This window comes from Bradyrhizobium sp. Ai1a-2, from assembly GCF_000426245.1.
GTDB lineage: Bacteria > Pseudomonadota > Alphaproteobacteria > Rhizobiales > Xanthobacteraceae > Bradyrhizobium.
On sequence record NZ_AUEZ01000109.1, the window covers coordinates 1 to 17,348 of the forward strand.

General features: G+C 59.1%; 17 protein-coding genes and 3 pseudogenes. 8 read left to right on the top strand and 12 right to left on the bottom strand.

Annotated features, from left to right (window positions below; all coding sequences use genetic code 11):
- The first annotated feature begins 12 nt into the window (after positions 1-12).
- Positions 13-270, top strand: a complete 258-nt coding sequence (locus K288_RS0138745; protein WP_027582977.1) for a MarR family winged helix-turn-helix transcriptional regulator — start codon at positions 13-15, stop codon at positions 268-270.
- Positions 271-494: 224 nt separating this feature from the next.
- Here K288_RS0138745 and K288_RS55145 read toward each other — a convergent pair.
- Both K288_RS55145 and K288_RS0138760 read right to left on the bottom strand, forming a co-directional pair.
- A pseudogene (locus tag K288_RS55145) lies at positions 495-863 on the bottom strand (response regulator); the annotation flags it as partial.
- Between the two features lie 38 nt (positions 864-901).
- Positions 902-3,571, bottom strand: a complete 2,670-nt coding sequence (locus K288_RS0138760; RefSeq protein WP_027584298.1) for a PAS domain S-box protein — start codon at positions 3,569-3,571, stop codon at positions 902-904.
- 270 nt (positions 3,572-3,841) lie between these two features.
- On the opposite strand from K288_RS0138760, the gene K288_RS53835 reads away from it, so the two are divergent.
- Positions 3,842-4,381, top strand: coding sequence for an AMP-binding protein (locus K288_RS53835; protein ID WP_256378883.1), 540 nt, complete (start codon positions 3,842-3,844; stop codon positions 4,379-4,381).
- Between the two features lie 129 nt (positions 4,382-4,510).
- Here K288_RS53835 and K288_RS53840 read toward each other — a convergent pair whose 3' ends face one another.
- Positions 4,511-4,744 carry a hypothetical protein gene (locus K288_RS53840; protein ID WP_027584300.1) on the bottom strand — a complete coding sequence of 78 codons (234 nt, stop codon included), beginning with the start codon at positions 4,742-4,744 and terminating at the stop codon, positions 4,511-4,513.
- A 150-nt stretch (positions 4,745-4,894) separates the two neighbouring features.
- On the opposite strand from K288_RS53840, the pseudogene K288_RS51355 reads away from it, so the two are divergent.
- Together K288_RS51355 and gmd are read left to right on the top strand one after the other, a co-directional pair.
- Positions 4,895-5,108 (top strand): annotated as a pseudogene (locus tag K288_RS51355) (helix-turn-helix domain-containing protein); the annotation flags it as partial.
- Positions 5,109-5,344: 236 nt separating this feature from the next.
- Entirely contained in the window at positions 5,345-6,430 is a 1,086-nt protein-coding gene (gmd, locus tag K288_RS0138780) for a GDP-mannose 4,6-dehydratase (protein WP_027584302.1), read from the top strand.
- 470 nt (positions 6,431-6,900) lie between these two features.
- On the opposite strand, the gene K288_RS53845 is transcribed toward gmd, so the two are convergent.
- Positions 6,901-7,065, bottom strand: a complete 165-nt coding sequence (locus K288_RS53845; protein ID WP_160169060.1) for an NYN domain-containing protein — start codon at positions 7,063-7,065, stop codon at positions 6,901-6,903.
- Between the two features lie 882 nt (positions 7,066-7,947).
- Between K288_RS53845 and K288_RS53850 the strand changes: the two genes are divergently transcribed.
- The 3 genes from K288_RS53850 to K288_RS51370 all read left to right on the top strand — a co-directional run bounded on the left by K288_RS53850 (position 7,948) and on the right by K288_RS51370 (position 8,723).
- Complete coding sequence (locus K288_RS53850) at positions 7,948-8,112, top strand: hypothetical protein (RefSeq protein WP_160169061.1); 165 nt, start codon at positions 7,948-7,950, stop codon at positions 8,110-8,112.
- Positions 8,113-8,199: 87 nt separating this feature from the next.
- Positions 8,200-8,418 carry an H-NS histone family protein gene (locus tag K288_RS51365; protein ID WP_152535895.1) on the top strand — a complete coding sequence of 73 codons (219 nt, stop codon included), beginning with the start codon at positions 8,200-8,202 and terminating at the stop codon, positions 8,416-8,418.
- Positions 8,419-8,555: 137 nt separating this feature from the next.
- Positions 8,556-8,723 (top strand): recombinase family protein, encoded by a 168-nt coding sequence (locus tag K288_RS51370; protein WP_244443419.1) that lies wholly within the window; start codon positions 8,556-8,558, stop codon positions 8,721-8,723.
- 779 nt (positions 8,724-9,502) lie between these two features.
- Here K288_RS51370 and K288_RS0138810 read toward each other — a convergent pair.
- The 8 genes and pseudogenes from K288_RS0138810 to K288_RS0138860 all read right to left on the bottom strand — a co-directional run bounded on the left by K288_RS0138810 (position 9,503) and on the right by K288_RS0138860 (position 16,533).
- Positions 9,503-10,048 (bottom strand): carboxymuconolactone decarboxylase family protein, encoded by a 546-nt coding sequence (locus K288_RS0138810; RefSeq protein WP_027584305.1) that lies wholly within the window; start codon positions 10,046-10,048, stop codon positions 9,503-9,505.
- A 12-nt stretch (positions 10,049-10,060) separates the two neighbouring features.
- A complete protein-coding gene (locus K288_RS0138815; RefSeq protein WP_027584306.1) occupies positions 10,061-10,615 on the bottom strand; it encodes a peroxiredoxin in 555 nt (184 codons plus the stop codon).
- A gap of 427 nt (positions 10,616-11,042) precedes the next feature.
- Entirely contained in the window at positions 11,043-11,411 is a 369-nt protein-coding gene (locus K288_RS0138825; RefSeq protein ID WP_027584307.1) for a DUF2478 domain-containing protein, read from the bottom strand.
- Positions 11,412-11,435: 24 nt separating this feature from the next.
- Positions 11,436-12,598 (bottom strand): annotated as a pseudogene (gene modC / locus K288_RS47975) (molybdenum ABC transporter ATP-binding protein).
- Entirely contained in the window at positions 12,595-13,281 is a 687-nt protein-coding gene (gene modB / locus K288_RS0138835) for a molybdate ABC transporter permease subunit (protein ID WP_027584308.1), read from the bottom strand. Before modB ends, modC begins: the two are co-directional and overlap by 4 nt.
- A 297-nt stretch (positions 13,282-13,578) precedes the next feature.
- Positions 13,579-13,863 (bottom strand): substrate-binding domain-containing protein, encoded by a 285-nt coding sequence (locus tag K288_RS54395; protein WP_027584309.1) that lies wholly within the window; start codon positions 13,861-13,863, stop codon positions 13,579-13,581.
- A 1,647-nt stretch (positions 13,864-15,510) separates the two neighbouring features.
- Entirely contained in the window at positions 15,511-15,849 is a 339-nt protein-coding gene (locus K288_RS0138855; protein WP_084800042.1) for an NAD(P)-binding domain-containing protein, read from the bottom strand.
- A gap of 3 nt (positions 15,850-15,852) precedes the next feature.
- Positions 15,853-16,533, bottom strand: coding sequence for an HAD hydrolase-like protein (locus tag K288_RS0138860; RefSeq protein ID WP_027584311.1), 681 nt, complete (start codon positions 16,531-16,533; stop codon positions 15,853-15,855).
- 523 nt (positions 16,534-17,056) lie between these two features.
- Between K288_RS0138860 and K288_RS51375 the strand changes: the two genes are divergently transcribed.
- The coding region (locus tag K288_RS51375; RefSeq protein WP_084800043.1) for a transposase at positions 17,057-17,348 on the top strand (292 nt) is incomplete at its 3' end.

Consider the following 17,348-nt stretch of genomic DNA (forward strand, 5'->3'; position numbering starts at 1 on the left):
CAACTGAATCGGATGGCCGGCGTGAGTCCTTCGGCAAAAACCTTCACGACCAAACAGGGGCAATACCTCGCTTTTATCCACCTCTATACGAAGCTGCACCGCAGGCCTCCGGCAGAAGCCGACATTAGGGAATATTTCCGCGTCAGCCCGCCTTCGGTTCATCAAATGGTGCTGACGCTGGAACGAGTTGGACTCATTAAAAGGCAGCAAAGGACAGCTCGCAGTATCGAGGTCCTCGTCGATCCCAAGTGTCTGCCGGAACTTATCTGACCACCTCAATCCAATCCGTCAAAATCACTGTGCGGAGCCACTAGCTGGCGCCGCGACCTCTTAAATTCCTGGCGCAGAACTCAGGGTCACCATCAAACTTGCAACGCGCTTCAACTATTTCGATTTCCGCATGTCGCATTCTGCTTATCCCGGAGCCACAGGTTCCGGGCCTAACTATAGATGGCGCTGCGATTCTTGAAGCTAGCGTGCCCGCCTCTCGCGATCCGTTCGGTCGCCGCGACCACGGCATCAAGCTGCTCCTGATCGAGAAATGGCTTAGTAAGAAAATCGACCGTTCCACCCTTCATTGCCCTGACGCTCATGGGAATGTCGCCGTGGCCAGTGACGAAAAACGATCGAAATGTGAATGTTCAAGTTTGCCAGCTCAGCCTGGAGGTCAAGGCCGCTCAATCCCGGAAGCCCTGATGACTAGGACCAGGCCGCTTGCAACATCCGGAAACTTGCCCTGCAGCATTTCCTGGGCCGATCCGAACGCAACGACGTCAAGGCCCAACGATTGAAAAAGGTTTGCGGACGACCGACGCATCGAGACGTCGTCCTCGACAACGAAAGACGATCGCGCTTCTGCTCAAGTCCTCGGCGTTGCTGCCGTCGCGCGGCGAGCGTCCGATCACGACACGACCTCTTTATGCAACGGCAGGACAAATTGAAGCGTCGCGCCCGGCTCCTGCTTGCGGACCATCGAAAGGCGCCCTCCGTGAGCTTCCACGATCGAACGGCAGATCGAAAGGCCCATTCCAAGGCCGCTCGATTTGGTAGTGAAAAAGGGGTCGAAGACGCGATCCGTATCACCCTCGGGGATCCCGACGCCGTGATCAGTCACGGCGAGGCATACGCGCCCCATATCGTCCTGGGATGACCGAACCACCAGTTCGCGCGGTCGATCCTTTACCGTTTGCATAGCCTCAATGCCGTTCATCACCAGATTGATAATCACCTGCTGCAGTTGAACCCGGTCACCGAGGATCGTGGGGAGGGCAGGCGCCAACTCGGTTCGCAACGATACTTTATGGCTAACCAGCTCACGTGTCACAAGCGCGATGACCTCCTTGACGACGTCATTGATATCGAGCCGTACCATCTCGATCTCACCTTTCTTCGCAAGTGCGCGGATGTGGTGGATCACCTCGCTCGCTCGGGTTGCGTCTTCGATGATCCACTCCACCGAGGAGCACGCGGCGGAAAGGTCAGGAGTTTCACGATTAATCCAACCGAGGCACGCCCCGGCGTTGTTGATGATCGCGGCGAGCGGCTGGTTAATTTCGTGTGCGATGGACGTTGTCAGTTCCCCCAGTGTCGTCACGCGCGTCACATGCGCAAGCTCCGCCTGTGCCTTCCGCAGTTCCCGTTCGGCCTGATCAGCGCGGATGGTTGCGGTGATGTCGGTGCTGACGCCGCGATAGCCGAGAAATTTGCCGCTTGCATCGAAAAATGGCCTACCGCTGGTCCGGACGTAGACCGGAGATCCCATTCGGTTGACGGTGCGATACACCAGATCGCGAAATGGAAGATGTGCGTCGAGCATCGCCCGATGCTGCCGCCATTTCTCGGGTTCCGAGTCAGTGTCGCGCGCAATCTCCCAGCGAAGCAGGCCGGTGAGGCCCGAAGCCAGAATGCCGGCGGTCCTGGTGTGCTCCGACAGGAGGGTGACTCGATGGTCCGGCCCGGTCTCCCAGAGCCAGTCGGAGGCCGTTTCGGCGTAGTCGCGAAAGCGCTGCTCGCTTTCGCGTAGTGCCGCAAGAGCCTTTTCCAGCTTTTCCTTGGCCGCATGTTGCTCGGTGACATCCATATGCGTTCCGATGAGCTCGCTGACGTCGCCGTCGCTGCCAATCACGGCATGTGCTACGGAATGTATGCGCCTTATTGCGCCATCGGGAAGAAGGATTCGAAAATCAAACTCGAACCCTCTCTTCTCTTGGATAGCCTGACGCACCGCTTCGCCAAGCCGCTGCAAGTCGTCTGCCGGGATACGCGACTGGATGGCCTCTACCGATACAGCCTCTTCCGGATCAAAGCCAAACAGACGATAGATCTCGGCAGAGCGATACACAAAATCGCGACGGCGCACGTCCCAGGAGCAGCTGCCAGTGTGACTGAGATGCTGGGCTTCGGCGAGATAGGCCTCGCTGCGGCGAAGCTGCTGTTCCGCTTGCTTTACAGCCGTGACGTCCATCACAGCTCCGACTAACTCGATATCGCCAGATGCAGTCCTAGTGGCTTGTGCCAGCGCGTGGAGGTACTTGACCGAGCCGTCCGGCATCAGCAGTCGGTATTCATGCTCGAAATCCTTTTGGTCTCGGCACACTCGATCGATAGTCTCTTTGACGGCAGCTTGATCTTCTGGATGGGTGCGTTCAACGATAAGTCGCGGGGTCGGTTTCGTCGCCGGATCATATTCGAAAATACGAAAGGTCTCCTTTGACCAGATGATCTCGCCGGTAGCGACGTTCCAGCCGAAGCTGCCGGTGCGACTCAATTCCTGCGCCTGGGCCAAATGGCTTTCGCTCCGCTGCAGGGCATTTTCGGCCCGCCTTCGTTCGGTGATATCTTCGCAGGCGATGAGGACGATGAGCTTGTCATCGGCCCACTGCATGGCTTTAGCGTTTTCCCGCACCCACAGCACCGAGCCGTCCTTCCTGACCTTCTGGACGTCCCAAGTGTGCGATTGGCCGACCGCTTCAACGCACACCCCGACGCATTTGCGAACAAACGCACAATCTTCTTCTAGAAAGACCTTAAGCACGGATTGGCCGACCAGCTCCGCGGGCACATAGCCGAGTTGCGTTGCGCCAAAGGTATTAACGTTTAGGACTGTTCCGGCGGCATCGACCATGAAGTACATGACGGGGTTATGCTCGAAGATTTCACGCCACTGTTTCTCGCGGTCGCGCAAATTGGCCTCGCTGCGCCGGTGCCTGGCGGCGGCCTCAAGCGCAGCCTCCCTTTCCTGGCGGACCTTTCCGATCAGCTGCGTTCCCACAATTGAGACGATAAGGAAAGCGACAACCACCGGAAGACCTTGCGGATCGTCGATCCGGAGATTGAAAGTAGGCGGCGTAAAGAAGTAGGCCAAGGCACTGACGGACACGATTGAAAGCGCGGCTGATGCGATGAAGCTGCCCATCAGCGAAAACAGCAATATCACCACCAAATAGGCGAATGCAGTCGCAGCGAAAGGGGTGTGCAGGTACAAGGAAGTTAGCGTCACCAACGCCAGAGCAATGCTACCGAAAACGAACTGCGCCGTTGAATGTCCGAACTTGGTGATCTGGTTACGCATGATCGTAGACCGTCTGGCTCCTCTGGCGCGACAGCTTAGAATATTTGGTACAAATTAGAATATTTGGCACAAAAAAGCGGCAATTCGTTTCGGCCCAGCCGGGCTCTTGAACTCAGTTTTGGGACCGATCGTGTGCGAAAAAGCAACCTAGCAGAGCACGCATTGGATGATACAATCATTACGAGACGAAGCGACGCGGACTGCAAACGTTCGTATGGTTCTCCAAATCCTTTTGATTTATCGGAGCTGCGTTCGACAGCCTTCGACGATGTGCGGTGGTCAAAAGCAGCGAAGGCTGCATATGGCAGACGCTTCGACGCTGGTCGATGTGCTGGTGAACCGCCTCGACCATCAGGAGGACCGGTTCACGTTCGTTCGCAGGTTGCGCTGGTCATCTCCGAAGGTGATGACTTCGTGCTGTGTTTTCTCGGCGCGGTCGCGGCGGGTCTGGTGCCGGTGCCGATGTATCCGCCGCTTGGCATCGGCCGGCTCGAGTCCTACCTCAACGCGACGGCCAAGATCGCGCCGATCAGCGGCGCTCGCATGATGGTCGTATCGCTCGGCACGCAGGCGATGCTTCGCGCGCTGCGCGGTCGTGCGCGGGCGCTCGAGCGCGTGGAATCGACCGAGCTGGTTCGCGATGCCCTGCCTGCAGTGGCGCCGCTCGGCCGTCCGGCTCCGGATGACGTGCTGTTCCTGCAGTTCACGCCGGGTAGCACGTCGTTCCGCAAGGGCGTCCGCGTCACCGACGTGAGCGCGCCGGCCAACGGCGCCGCGATCGCGCTAACGCGCGGCGGCGACAAGGTGTGAACTGGTTGCCGACGTACCACGACATGGGCCTGATCGGCTTTGTCCTGGCGCCGCTGATCGGCGGGTTCCTGGTCGTGTTCTTGCCGACGCTGCGGTTCGTCGCGGAGCCCAGCGCGTGGCTAGCCACGATCAGCCGCCATCGCGCACGATCACGTTTGCGCCGACTTCGCGCTCGCGGTCGCAACGAACTGGACGCCGGCGACCATCGTGCGGCGCCTCGACCTGTCCTGCTTGCGTGTCGTGGGTCGTGGCGCCGAGCCCAATAGCCCAGACGTTGCGTTGATAGACCTGCGTCTGCAATCCAGCCTTGTCGACCACCTTCCAGAATGAATCGCCCGGCGGCGGCGAATCCCATATCGCCACTGTCCGGTCTCCTGCCGCATCTGCCGGGCCGCTCCCTCTACGGCGTGCAGGCCCGGGGCTTCGTCGATAGTGAGGGGTCTGCTTCGTCGATCGAGGCAATGGCCGATGACTATCTCCACCACATCTGCCCAGTGCAGCCCTACAGCCCTATCACCTGCGCGTCTGGCGCGTTCCATTGCCTCCCAATCCAATTCTTTGCCCCGAGCTCTCGCGCCATCTCGAGATCACGCAGGAGGAAATCGGGGCGCTTTCCGGGATCTCGCGTCAGTGCCTGAAGCGGCTCGAGAAAGAGGGGCTGTTGCGGCTGGAATATGGGGGTGTGACGATCGTCGACCTTGAACGTCTCCGCCACTACGGCGAATAGTCCCAGCCGACCGGCTCGGCGCCGCGTCTGCCCGAAAGCTTGGCGCCTAGAGCAAGAGCCGGAAAAGTGGAAGCCGGTTTTCCCTCGCGACAAACGCGAAGCGTTTGCGCGGAGATCATGCTCAAACAAAGAGATGAGACCAGATTCCTAACGTTAGGATATTAGACTTCGCCGAGGGCGGATGCTACAGACCGAGCCGTTCGCAACCGGCGCAGTTCCGCGCTCTCGGAGAGGATATGGCGGTTCAGGACTCCAAGCGACGCGTCGCGCTGATTACGGGCGTCACCGGCCAGGACGGCGCTTATCTCGCTGAATATCTGCTCGGCCTCGGCTACACCGTCCACGGCATCAAGCGCCGGTCGTCGTCGTTCAATACGGCGCGCGTCGATCACCTCTATCAGGATCGCCATGCCGGCAACGTGCCGTTCCTGCTGCATTATGGCGACATGACGGACTCGACCAACCTGATCCGGCTGATGCAGCAGATCAGGCCGACCGAAATCTATAATCTTGCCGCGCAAAGCCATGTCGGCGTGAGTTTCGAGAGCCCGGAATATACGGCGAATGCCGATGCCGTCGGCGTGCTGCGTCTCTTGGAGGCGATCCGCATCCTCGGCATGGAAAAGGAGACGCGGTTCTATCAGGCTTCGACGTCGGAGCTTTACGGCCTGGTCCAGGAAGTGCCGCAGCGGGAAACCACGCCGTTCTATCCGCGTTCGCCCTATGGCGTGGCCAAGCTTTACGGCTACTGGATCACGGTGAACTACCGCGAGGCCTACGGCATCTATGCTTCGAATGGCATCCTGTTCAACCACGAGAGCCCGATTCGCGGCGAGACCTTCGTCACCCGCAAGATCACCCGCGGCGTCGCCCGCTTCGAGGTCGGTCTCGAGGACACGCTTTACCTCGGCAATCTCGAGGCCAAGCGCGACTGGGGTCATGCGCGGGATTATATCGAGGGCATGCATAGAATTTTGCAGGCGGATGCTCCTGACGATTTCGTGCTGGCGACCGGCGAGACGCGCTCGGTGCGCGAATTCGTGGAACTTGCGTTTGCCGAAGTCGGCCGCGGAATCGAGTGGCGCGGGAAGGGTGTCGACGAAACCGGTGTCGACACAAAATCCGGCAAGACCGTGGTCCGCATCGATCCGACCTATTTCCGCCCGACCGAGGTCGATCTTCTGATCGGCGACGCCAGCAAGGCGCGCGAGAAGCTCGGCTGGAAGCCGAAGACCAGCTTTGCCCAGCTCGTGAAGGAAATGGTCGCGAGTGACCTCGCCGAGGCGAGGCAGGAGGTCGCCCATGGCAAGAACGCCGTTTGAGCTGAAAGGCAAAACGGTCTTTGTCGCCGGCCACCGCGGCATGGTCGGCTCGGCGCTGCTCGATGAAGAAACGGCGGTGTGAAGTGCCCGGTGATCGACCGTCCTCAAGGCTGGCGCGCTGCGCCACCGCATTCGGCGGCTGGCGGCCTTGACCACGCCCGATCACCGGGCTGTTGGCTTTGCAAGCGCTCAGTCGACGACCGAGCGCGACGTCGGCGCGCTCGAAATGCCCACCGGTTGTGCGACCGGCTTCCTTCGCTCCCTGGCTAGGGAACAAAATAGATGAGACAGCAATAGGTCTATCGGGAGCATAGCTAGATGCGGCAATACGCCCATCCTGCTGCACTGTCGCGATCAGGGCCGTCCGCTGCTCGGACTGCCGAGGCCATGCGCCAATACTGAATGCCGACCCGCTACGCACCCGCCCGCTGATCACCGCCGACGTGGGAGCTCATACCGGTTACGGTTGATCAGCTTCGCAACGATTGGTACGTAATCGGAATCGCTGGCGACGGCAGGATGTCATCATTGTCCTTTGTGACAATGTAGGCATCTTCCATCATCGTGATGGCGATCGCTACGTCGACTTTTTTCTCCTTGTTGCCGGCGTTGCGTTCATAGACTTGCGTCTGCAATCCAGCCTTTCCGACCATCTTCCAAAATGAATCCCCGCGGCGGCGGCGAACCCCAAAGCTTCGCCACTGTGCTGTGCCCGCTCACGTACTTGTACAGTTTACTGTAATCCAGAACCAGATGGTTCAGCGCGCTCAATCCCCTATCTAACCAGTAGTTGGCAAACCCGGTGAGGTCCTGAGCTAGGGGATGGCCGCGACCTCCGGCGCGGCGGCGGCGGCGGCGTGGTGGTGCGGCGATGGGCGTTGAGTGCTTCGAACGAGGCAAGGTTGGCGGGACTGAGACTACCGGGGAAAATTTCAAGAAAAATCCTTTGCCAGCAGATCTAAAATCTTGAACTTCTTTGTTTTTTATGCACGCGCTGCAGCGTGCAGTCGGACGCCACGTGCTAGTTGCTCTTCGTGTAGGGTATCACTGCTTCCACGCCAGCTTGTGTTTTCGGTGCCGCGCCACGAATCTGCGGCCTGCCGGCTTTGCTGCGATCGCGTTCGACGCAAGCTCTCGCTGGAGAGATCGAGACGATGGGTGTTATGGACGAGACGATCGAGTACGGCATCGGTGTAGGAACCCGTGAGAAGGTCAACGAAGCCGTGCGGCAATATCAGGAGCGCCGCTAGTCGGATCGATCCTTGACCGTAGTTGTCCGGAATCTGCAAACGGTACAGGTTTGCTTAGAGTAGCTCTCAATCGGCGCAGGCAATTTCACCGAAGCAATTTCACGGAATGGGGCTGAACTTCTCAGCGGCCGTTTTGCTTGCGGGCGAGTTTACGGCCCCCCGTCGGTATGTTCCATGGACAATAACGGGCGAACGAACTAGAAGACAATCATTACGTGCGCATCAGGAGTTTCAGAAGTGATCCGAATTTCGAGGAGACAACGACTGATGCTGCAGCGGTATTCGCCCGATCTACTCGAACAGTATGCCGAGTTACTTTGGTTGAGAGAGCAGGTCAGGCGAGCGGAAACCTTAGATCCGGAAAAGCTCCTGGCGGAATTCAAAGCTCACCGGGAACAGAAAACGACCAATGGCAAAACAGTGATGCACTAGCTGTGATGAAACGAATCCGAATAGAGCGATTGAATACCGACGAGCTGTGGACGTTGCACGTCAATATTTCGGAGGTCTTGCTGCAGAATGCAGCAGGAGAAATTGCTGCTAGATGAGTGCCTGAGGCGGTTGCGGGCTCCGGTCCCAGGGCATCGCCCATACCCGACAGTCCGGCCAAAATACCGCAATCCTGATCAGCCATCAGAAACCTGGACCGAAGGCAAGCAGCCCCGCTGGTTAGTCGGGCAGCTTAGGCTCGGGAAGCATATTGATGACGTCAGAATCCAGCCGCGGGCCAAGGGCTAAACCCACCAAGACGCACGCGCCCTTCACGTTAGGTTTCCACTAAAATTCGCCGCTCAAGAAGTCCTCGCCTCGAGAAGGCCGCGACATCCCACCGGAACGCGACCGTCGGGCCCGCCACAGCGCGGCGCATATACGTGATGGCGGCTTGCTCGGTAGATCGGCTGGGCCGCGGCCTACAGGACCTGGTCGGCTTGCTGAACGAACTGCAGGCCCTGAATTGTAATCTGTATTTGCATCAGCAGGCGATCGACACCACGACCCCCAACAGCGCGGGCCATATTCCAGCTGTGCGTCGTCTTCGCTGAGTTCGAACGGTCCATGATTGTCGAGCGCGTCAATTCCGGCTGGTGAGGCCCAAGGTCAATACCATCAAGCTGGGCCGAGGCAGTCGCAAAGACGACGCACAAAGCAAGGATGAAGGACAACAGGGAGCAACGTAAGGTACGTCGGGAGAGCGGCAACGAGGAGATCGTGCAAGATACCCATCCGGCGTAGCTTTCAATGCCTTGGCCCGGTCGTACCCCGGGAGAGTTTGGCGAGCTGCTCTCGCATATGGACCTGGAGCTCCTGCGAGCGAGGTGACGGGCTCGTTTCAGGGCAAGATGAAAGCAACTATCGGTGTTCACGGGGGCATCGCGCAGCCAGGGCTCGCCGGCGTGCTGGCTGCATCCGGCCTGGGCTGCAGAAGAGCGGGAGGCGCCGATCCATGGCGGCACCTGAACGTGATCGTCCATCCAGAGCCCCTCAAAGGCTAGGCCAGCCCGCAATGCGAAGCTTGCGAGCCGGCCTTCTTCGTGCACCAGACGCTCGCGGCCGCGTCACCGGTGTCTTCAGGAAACAATAATGATCGCCCTCTCTCAAAAGGAACTCTATCCATGTCAATTGCACGCATGAAGAAATGCTGGCAGAAATCTCGGAGCCTCAGTTATCGCCTTGCGATGACTGCTGCTCCTTATTTGGAAACCACCAGCTATTGAAATCGCTAAAGCACTGTTTCAAGCGTGCGCTCTGAAATCGTTTAATAATCAAACTGATTTTGATTCCGCCAACACCCTCTCGCCGCCAACACCGGGGAGAGGATGGATTACTCCGCTGCCTGGACTACGCTGCGGCCGGCCGCCTCGATCGCAACCGCAACCGACTGCACGATCGCGGCAAAGCGCACGGCCGTCTGGATCGCAGCGGAGCGGACGCCGGCTTCCCGCAGTGCCTTCTCATGGGCGTCCATGCAGGCGCCGCAGCCGTTGATGGCACTTACCGCCAAAGACCACAGCTCGAAATCGGCCTTGTCGACCTCAGGATTGCTGACCACGTTCATGCGCAGCCGCGCCGGCATCCTCCTGTATTCCAGATTGGAGACGAGGTGAACGAAGCGGTAGTAGACGTTGTTCATCGCCATCACTGAGGCCGCGGATTTCGCCGCCGCGATCGCCGCCGGCGACAACACCTTGGCTGCAGCGGATTCCATGACAGCGGTCACGACGGAGTTGCGGGTCGCGATCGCGCTCGCCAACAAGAGCCCGTATTTGCTCTGCGCTGACAGCGTCTCATCCGACACCATCGAGGCCAGATTGAGTCTGACGTCCTTGGCGAAATCCGGAATCTGGTCCTTCAACTGCTCGATAGACATAGACATGAGACCTCAGGCAACTTTCAGCGTTTCGCCGCCGATCTCGCGGTTGCAGGGGCAGAGCTCGTCGGTCTGTAGCGCGTCCAATACGCGCAACGTGTCCTTCGGGCTGCGGCCGACATTCAGGTTGGTTGCATAAACGTGCTGGATAGTGTTGTCGGGATCGACGATGAATGTATAGCGATAGGCGACGCCATCGGGCGACCGCACGCCAAGGCCGTCGACCAGCCCGCCCTTGGTGTCGGCAAACTGCCAGATCGGCAGACCGTGCAGATCCTTGTGGGCGCGCCGCCAGGCGAGCTTGCAGAACTCGTTGTCGGTCGAGCCACCCAGAACGACCGCATCACGGTCGGCGAAATCGTTGGACAGTCGGGCGAACTCGGCGATTTCTGTCGGGCAGACGAAGGTGAAATCTTTGGGATAAAAGAAGATAATTTTCCATTTTCCGGGGAAGCTGTTTTCGGTCAGCGTCTCGAACGCGCTCTGCCCGTTCTCCTCCTGTGCTTGAAAGCCGGGCTTCACGCCTGTGATCTCGAACGACGGCAACTGACTTCCAATTCCAAGCATGTTGTCCTCACAAGATTGCTTCGAAGAGTGACGATTCCACCATCAGCGAAGCAAGTCATATGCCATTCGTTCTCAATCGCCCAGGCCCAATCGGCCGTCACAAAGCGTACCCCGCGTGACGGTGGGCAGAACCGGGACTGACGGTGTTTTCCTCGATCACCAATGAGGCGGTGGACGAATCTCGGGCTCAAAGTCGGCGATCCCGTCGCGGCGGTGATCAAGTCATTGGATGTGATGGCCGATAGATCGCCGCAGCCGCTGTCGCGATGCAACGCGCGCGGATGCGCGGCAGGCGCCTGCAATGTCGCGCCACCATCCCTCCACGACCTTGCGCTCGCACAGCAGCATCACACGTCGGTCGAAATTTGCCAGTCGGAAAACATTTTCGGGGACTGCGGAGAGGAGCGGCACGCCACTGATGATCGCATCAGCAAATTCGTGGGCAGTCCCGGCCGGACGCCCCCAATTGGAGAATTGTTACGAGGAGATCGATCTGCTCGGTGATTGCGCGGGACACGAAAACTCCAGCGTCGGCAAATCCTTTAGTGTCGAGCTGCAGGACATGGCGCCGCTGTCGAGTGGCGGTCAGATCGAAGTTTGTGCCCCCTCGCAACGTCGAGGGCGAGCATGGTCTTCCTGCCCTTTGCGTCCTTGAATCTTGCTGGTCGATGCCGCCGACGCGCACGTCTTGCCGTACGAGATCCCGGGCTAAGTCGGCGAGCAGCATATCGACGTCCTGTTTCAGGCCGGTAAAGCATTGCCGCGAGTCGTTGGGATCGGCGAAGCTAGTGATCATCGGCTTGATCCTCTTTTTGCGAGTTCAGGCCGCGGCGCTTGCCTGTTCAGCATCTTCTCCTGTCTTGGAAGCGGTGGCCAGCAGTGGCGGTTCAGAGGCCGCCACGAGCGAAACGCCCTCGAGCTGAGCGAATACGTCCATTCCATCCTTGAGAGCTAGCGAATCAAAGGAGAAACGCGTCATGCGCGCCAAAATCTGCGTGCCCGAGCCCTCGGTGCCCAGCGCAAGCACCAGCGTGACCTCACCTGCGCCGAGCGGCAAAGAGGCTTTGATGCGCGCCGGAAAGACATTGAGGATGGAGCTTGCACGCGGCGCTTCGCGTGCGACGCTGACGTCGCTGGCTGCGATGCGTAGCCGTTGGCGCGCGCCGGGTGTAAGCGGTGCCGCCGGTACCAGCAGGCGCGCACCTTTGACACGGAGGATGAGCAGCCCATACCGCCCGTCATAGCCGCCGACGACGGCATCAAGGCTGACAGCGGCTTCGCGGCTCGCCGCAAGCGGTAGCGCAGGATCGGTCTGCAAGTCATGCAGCGGTCCGGCCTCGGTCACCATGCCCCCCTCCATGATGATGAGATGATCAGCAAAGCGTTCGATCTCAGCCATGTCATGGCTAATATAGATCACCGGAATCGCGACCTTCTCATGCAGGCGCTCGAGGAACGGCAGAATCTCACCCTTGGCGCAGCGGTCAAGCGGGGCAAGCGGCTCGTCCATCACAAGCAGTCTGGCTGTGACAACAGCGCGCGACCGATGGCGACCCGCTGTCGATCGCCACTGGAAAGATGCGCCGGCAAGCGGTCGAGCAACGGTGTTATGCTGAGCACTTCGACCGTCTGCTCAAAGGCGATCGGCGTCGGTTCGGCTTTGGGCGCGCCGTAAAGCAAGTTGCGTCTGACCGACAAATGGGGAAAAAGGCTCGTCTCCTGGAACACATAGCCGATGGGGCGCAGATGAGGTGGGCGGAAGGTGGTCCTGCTCTGCCACACCTCGCCATCGATCGCGCAGAAACCGTCAGGTAAATCCTCGAGGCCTGCAATGCAGCGCGCCACCGTGGTCTTGCCGGAGCCTGGCGGGCCGAAAATCCCCGCCACACCTTTGGCCGGTACGCTGAACTGCGCGTCGAGCGCAAAGCTACCTAGCTGGCCCTTGAAGGCGATTTCGATCCGGCCTGGCGTGGCTGTCCTCACGTGCTCCTCCTTCGGCTGTATTTGTCGATCAAGGTTAAGCTGAGGATTGCCGCAAAAGCGAACATCACCATGCCACCGGCATGCTGGCTTGCTTCGCGCCAGCGCGACGCTTGGATATAGTCAAAGAGAAAGGCGGATAGCACTTTGGTGCGCCCAGGAATGTTGCCACCGATCATCAGCACGAGGCCAGATGCGCCGATTGTATGCGCAAAGCCGAGTACTGCCGCCGTGAGAAAACGCGGTCGCGCCAGGGGCAGGGCGACCGTGAAGAAGGCATATAACGGAGAGGCGCGCAGAGTGGCCGCAACTTCCAGCGGGCGATCGCCCATGGTAACGAAAGCATTGCGGATAGGCTGCACCACCAAAGGCAGCGCGGACAAAACCGATCCGAGCACGAGCCCGGCAAAGGTGAAGACGAGCGTGCGACCGCCCCAGAGAGAGACGAGAAGGCCGCCGGGGCCCTTCGGGCCGAGCAGGACCAGCAGGTGGAAGCCGACTACCGTTGGCGGCAGCACCAGCGGCAGCGCGATGATCGTGGCCACCGCCTCGGTCCAAAGGCTCTTCGAGCGTGCTAGCCACCACGCGAGCGGTGTACCAACGATTAGCAGTATCGCGGTCGTCAGGGTCGCGAGCTCGATCGTGAGCCCGAGGGACTGCCAGATCTCCGCCGAAAAGCCCTCCATGCGCATCAACTCTGGCCGTCTCTCATGCAGCTATACCGCGCTGTGATCGGGCGAGCTTTCGGCTCTTTGAGAAAATCGATCAAGGCGCGTCTTTCGCCCTCGAGTACCTTCGGGTGCATCGTCTCATGCACACCGAGCTCTTCGATCGCCTGCACCGCAGCTGCGCAATAAGGTGGCGCGGCCGGATTGTAGAAACACAGTTTTGCAAAAGAATTCCTCTCAAGCGTCTCCGTGCCATTTAGGAAGTTTGCAGTCGAACTACAGAGCGCGAGCTTACCGCTCGCGTGGGTGAAGCGTCTATCCGGAACAGCGAGACAGTGCCTGATCAGTTTGTTCGGGCGGGAGCCGCTGGCCGAGAGACACCTGAAATGGTGCGCCTTGGGTAGTCTTGCTATAAAGCTGTCCACTCGCGCCAAAGCGCAACAGAACATCGTGCCGGGTCTTCTGCTTAAACGACGCTGCAATCTTCGCTGGCTCGGTGAAGTTTGCGGCGCCCGCGACATCGATGTTCGCCGCTTCCGCATTTCCGGGCATAGGTAGGATCAGAGTTGCGTCCATCAGGATCAATCGGGCAAGTCTCATCGAGAACGTCCTCGGACGGAGCCGCCGCGACCGTTTTGTCCGCGGCCGCTCTTTGCTGCTCATCCCAGCAAACGGCGTGCCGCTCGCGCAGTATGGTGTGCGCCTTGCTTGACGAGAGCGAAACCCGCATAAGTGGACAGCGTGCCGTGTGAAATGGCGGGCCCGCATTGTCGGGCGTCCGACATCGCCGTCTTCAACCGGACGCGCGACCGTCACAAGATGGAGCTTATGTGAAGCGGTCGCCTCTCGTGCGAGCTTGAAGACTGTTTGACGATGATGAAGGCGCCGTCGGTACCAATCGTCAATGTCATCTTCAACGCGGCGCCTTTCCGCGCGGTCCGCGCAACGCCTCAGGACAGAAAACAAGCAAACGACGCTTGCAATTTATGCGGTCCCGCCATTAACTTGTGGCGATATCGAACACGAGATGCAACACAATATTTCGAAATTCGAAGTACAGGGTAGCAAGTCCAGGGCAGCGGAGAGTCAGCCGACTGCACAATGTTGCGCCCGTGGTCGAAAGGTAAAAGACGGCAGTTGCTTGAGCGAAGTCGGGCTTTCCTGAAGCTTTACAGCGGCTCTCCTAGTGCCGGTCTGAACAATGTTGCGACGGACGCAGATGCCTCGGAACGGCTGTGCCGACCTGCGCGACACGGCGCATCAAGCTTGCGAACCAGCGCGCGAGGGCATGTGCTTGCGGAGCTCAGTAACGCTGAGAGCGACCAACACCGAGACATGTTGACGGCGCGCAGTGCGGGCTTGAGCAACGCTAGAGCCGGCGCTCCCGGAAAAGCATGGAAGGCGCATAGGCAATCTTTGCGCAGCGAATAGCTCAAGCAAGAGCCCTGAGGGGCCGGGGGCTCGAGCCGCTGTCTGAACGCGAGGAGATCAGCATTTGAGAACCACCGGCCGGCCGAGTTTTAGTTGAGCCGCCCGGGTCACCAAATCAAAACCTGACGGCCCCTCTCGATGACGGCGATCTCGGGCTCCATCAGGTTCCAGCCTGTGTTTTCGGGGCGCCTGGCGGCTGGTCGTTGAGCCCCGCGATACATCCGGGACCATCGACCCGCTCATCCTCGTCTGCGATCAGCTGGAAACCGCTGGTGCTCGTCACCGCGGCGCCGCCGCTGAGCGCTGATCTGCCGATCGACGATCTCACTGCTTGCATCAGGGCAGCAACCTTCCGGTGTGATGCCCGGGAAGTCCCGGCAACTCTGGATCGAGCCCGAACCGCCGTTGATACCGCCATTGAAGCCGCTCCCGTCGTGATCTCGGCAAATGGGGAAGGCTCCCACTGTTGTAACAGGCCGCGTAGCAAGGTCAGCGCCGAACTCGGACGGTCAGCTTCTTAGTGGAACGACCAAGTAGTGTATAGAGGACTTGTTCGAAGCCGCACGGATGAATGCGACAAAACAACAAACCAATCCTTGTCGTCCCGCGGCTCACAAGGCTTGTCCAAAGCTCAGCGCACCCGAACTTTTGCTGCCATCAAAGGCAAGTCACCTCACAAGAGCATTTCCGCAGATCGGGCGGCAACCGTGCACCGAGATTATTCTAGGCCTCGTGAGTGGCAAAATCGGAGGCTCGATTTCCTGCTTCGCGGCTAACAGCCCGAACAATCTATGGAAAGCGCGAGATGAGGTAGGGTCAGTTTACCTTTGCCCTCGGCAACTGAGGCATGTAGCTTTTGCGCGGCGGCGGCCAGAACCGGTACGGGTATTGCGGTTTCGCCTGACTTGAGGGCAAGGACAAAACGACGGCATCTACATGCCGCGCCAATTCCGCAATGGAAGCCTGTTCGCAGGCACCCGTGCCGATCAAACGGTCCGCCCCGATCCGGTCTTTGTTGGCTTTAACATGCAGTTCAATGCCGTGACGCAAAAGGCTGATACCTATGCCGGTTCCCATGCGTCCTGCGCCGATAAGACCAATCCGTTGTCGCGCCGTCGAAAGAGGGGAGGGTGTTAGCGGCTTTTCAGTCATCATGGGCTATGCATTCCGGAAAAAGCGGTGCCCCTGCAAAATGGGCAGCAGCTCATGATGGTCATGAATGATGTAATCCGGTTGCGCCGCCTGCAAACGCGACTCGGAAACAAATCCGCCGGTAATGGATATGCTGATAAGCCCGAGGTCGCGGCCAATGTCTGTTTCAACTGGCATGTCGCCGATGATGAAGGTCCACTCCGGGGTCAGATTGTTTGCTTGCATATACAGGCGAAGCCGTTCGCCTTTGCTCATGCTTTTATACTGAGTGGCGCGGCTTTCAAAGGCCAGAACCTCGTTGACGCAATCGTCGATTCCAAGCCTTCGCATTTGGGATCGGAGAGGGTCGACTATATGGTTGCTGAGAATGATGGTTGAAACCGCGTGTTGACGTGCCGTTTCCAAAATGTCGCGCGCACCTTCGCGCAGATCGGCTTCGCCCGCTAGCGGTTCATAGGTGTCGTGAAAAATAGCGCCGTCATCACTATCGACGATCGCGACTTCACCTTCCGACATTCCGAGCTTGCGGTAAAGCACCGAAAACGGTACCTCGCACTGTTCCTGAAAGGTCTGCATATCGATAGAAGTGCGACCGAAGCGTCCTAGAATGGCATTGGTCGTTTGCAGCACCGCGTCGGCATCGTCGAGAAGCGTGCCGTTCCAATCGAATACAAGAGCCGGTTTCATGATGTGACCTCAGGCAACGGCTGATTCCGGCATCCGTTTTGCCGTCAAAGCTATGCCCTTGAGCGAACAATTCTTCCCTAAGTTCACCAGCGTTGACCAAAGCCCCGTCTAGAGAAATCGCCAAGCGGCGGAAGCCCGCTTTGTGATTGTGAATAGGCTGAACGTCGTTCGCATCCTGTTCCCTGCAAGGACTGTGAATATGTGCAATCGCAACACGAGGGCGAAAATGCGCAACATGTTCATTATAATCGATCGTTGCTAATTCGCGTGGCGGCTGAGACCACTTTGTGTATCGAACGCATTGTTCATGCGAGAGGGCGGCAAGACCGAATCCCGCTTGTCCACGAAGGGCAAGTTTCGGAAGCATGTGCTTGAGCCGATCGTAAACCGTCTGTTGCGAATGACTTGAAGGCAACAGAAAGGCGGCAGCAACACCGGACATGCTAGTTATCCTTCAAAAACAACGTACGCACCCGAGCAAGGCCGCCTTGTGAAAAGGTCGGCTGCGTAGCTGACTGTCCTTATGGACGTGCATAAGGACAGTGCGGTGCTGAGCCGCATAGAGGTGGTGGAGACCGGTCGGCGGCGACGCTGGACGAGTGCGGAGAAACTCAGGATCGTAGAGGAGAGCTTCGCGGGGCCACGACTGGTTTCGGCGACCGCTCGCCGGTACGGGATCTCACGTCAGCTTCTGCTGAATTGGCGCAAAACTTTGGCCTCCAATCATCGGGCTGGAGAGGGTTCGATCGGCCCGACATTCGTCCCTGCGATAGTTGTGCCGAGCACGCCCCCAACGACGGAAGCTGTCGAGGCAG

Bases quoted from the DNA above. Each gene is read 5' to 3' on its own strand.
- K288_RS0138745 (WP_027582977.1), top strand. From the start codon at position 13: ATGGCCGGCGTGAGTCCTTCGGCAAAAACCTTCACGACCAAACAGGGG.
- K288_RS0138760 (WP_027584298.1), bottom strand. From the start codon at position 3,571: ATGCGTAACCAGATCACCAAGTTCGGACATTCAACGGCGCAGTTCGTT.
- gmd (WP_027584302.1), top strand. From the start codon at position 5,345: ATGGCGGTTCAGGACTCCAAGCGACGCGTCGCGCTGATTACGGGCGTC.
- K288_RS53850 (WP_160169061.1), top strand. From the start codon at position 7,948: ATGCTGCAGCGGTATTCGCCCGATCTACTCGAACAGTATGCCGAGTTA.
- K288_RS51365 (WP_152535895.1), top strand. From the start codon at position 8,200: ATGCAGCAGGAGAAATTGCTGCTAGATGAGTGCCTGAGGCGGTTGCGG.
- K288_RS51370 (WP_244443419.1), top strand. From the start codon at position 8,556: ATGGCGGCTTGCTCGGTAGATCGGCTGGGCCGCGGCCTACAGGACCTG.
- K288_RS0138810 (WP_027584305.1), bottom strand. From the start codon at position 10,048: ATGTCTATCGAGCAGTTGAAGGACCAGATTCCGGATTTCGCCAAGGAC.
- K288_RS0138815 (WP_027584306.1), bottom strand. From the start codon at position 10,615: ATGCTTGGAATTGGAAGTCAGTTGCCGTCGTTCGAGATCACAGGCGTG.
- K288_RS0138825 (WP_027584307.1), bottom strand. From the start codon at position 11,411: ATGATCACTAGCTTCGCCGATCCCAACGACTCGCGGCAATGCTTTACC.
- modB (WP_027584308.1), bottom strand. From the start codon at position 13,281: ATGGAGGGCTTTTCGGCGGAGATCTGGCAGTCCCTCGGGCTCACGATC.
- K288_RS54395 (WP_027584309.1), bottom strand. From the start codon at position 13,863: ATGAGACTTGCCCGATTGATCCTGATGGACGCAACTCTGATCCTACCT.
- K288_RS0138855 (WP_084800042.1), bottom strand. From the start codon at position 15,849: ATGATGACTGAAAAGCCGCTAACACCCTCCCCTCTTTCGACGGCGCGA.
- K288_RS0138860 (WP_027584311.1), bottom strand. From the start codon at position 16,533: ATGAAACCGGCTCTTGTATTCGATTGGAACGGCACGCTTCTCGACGAT.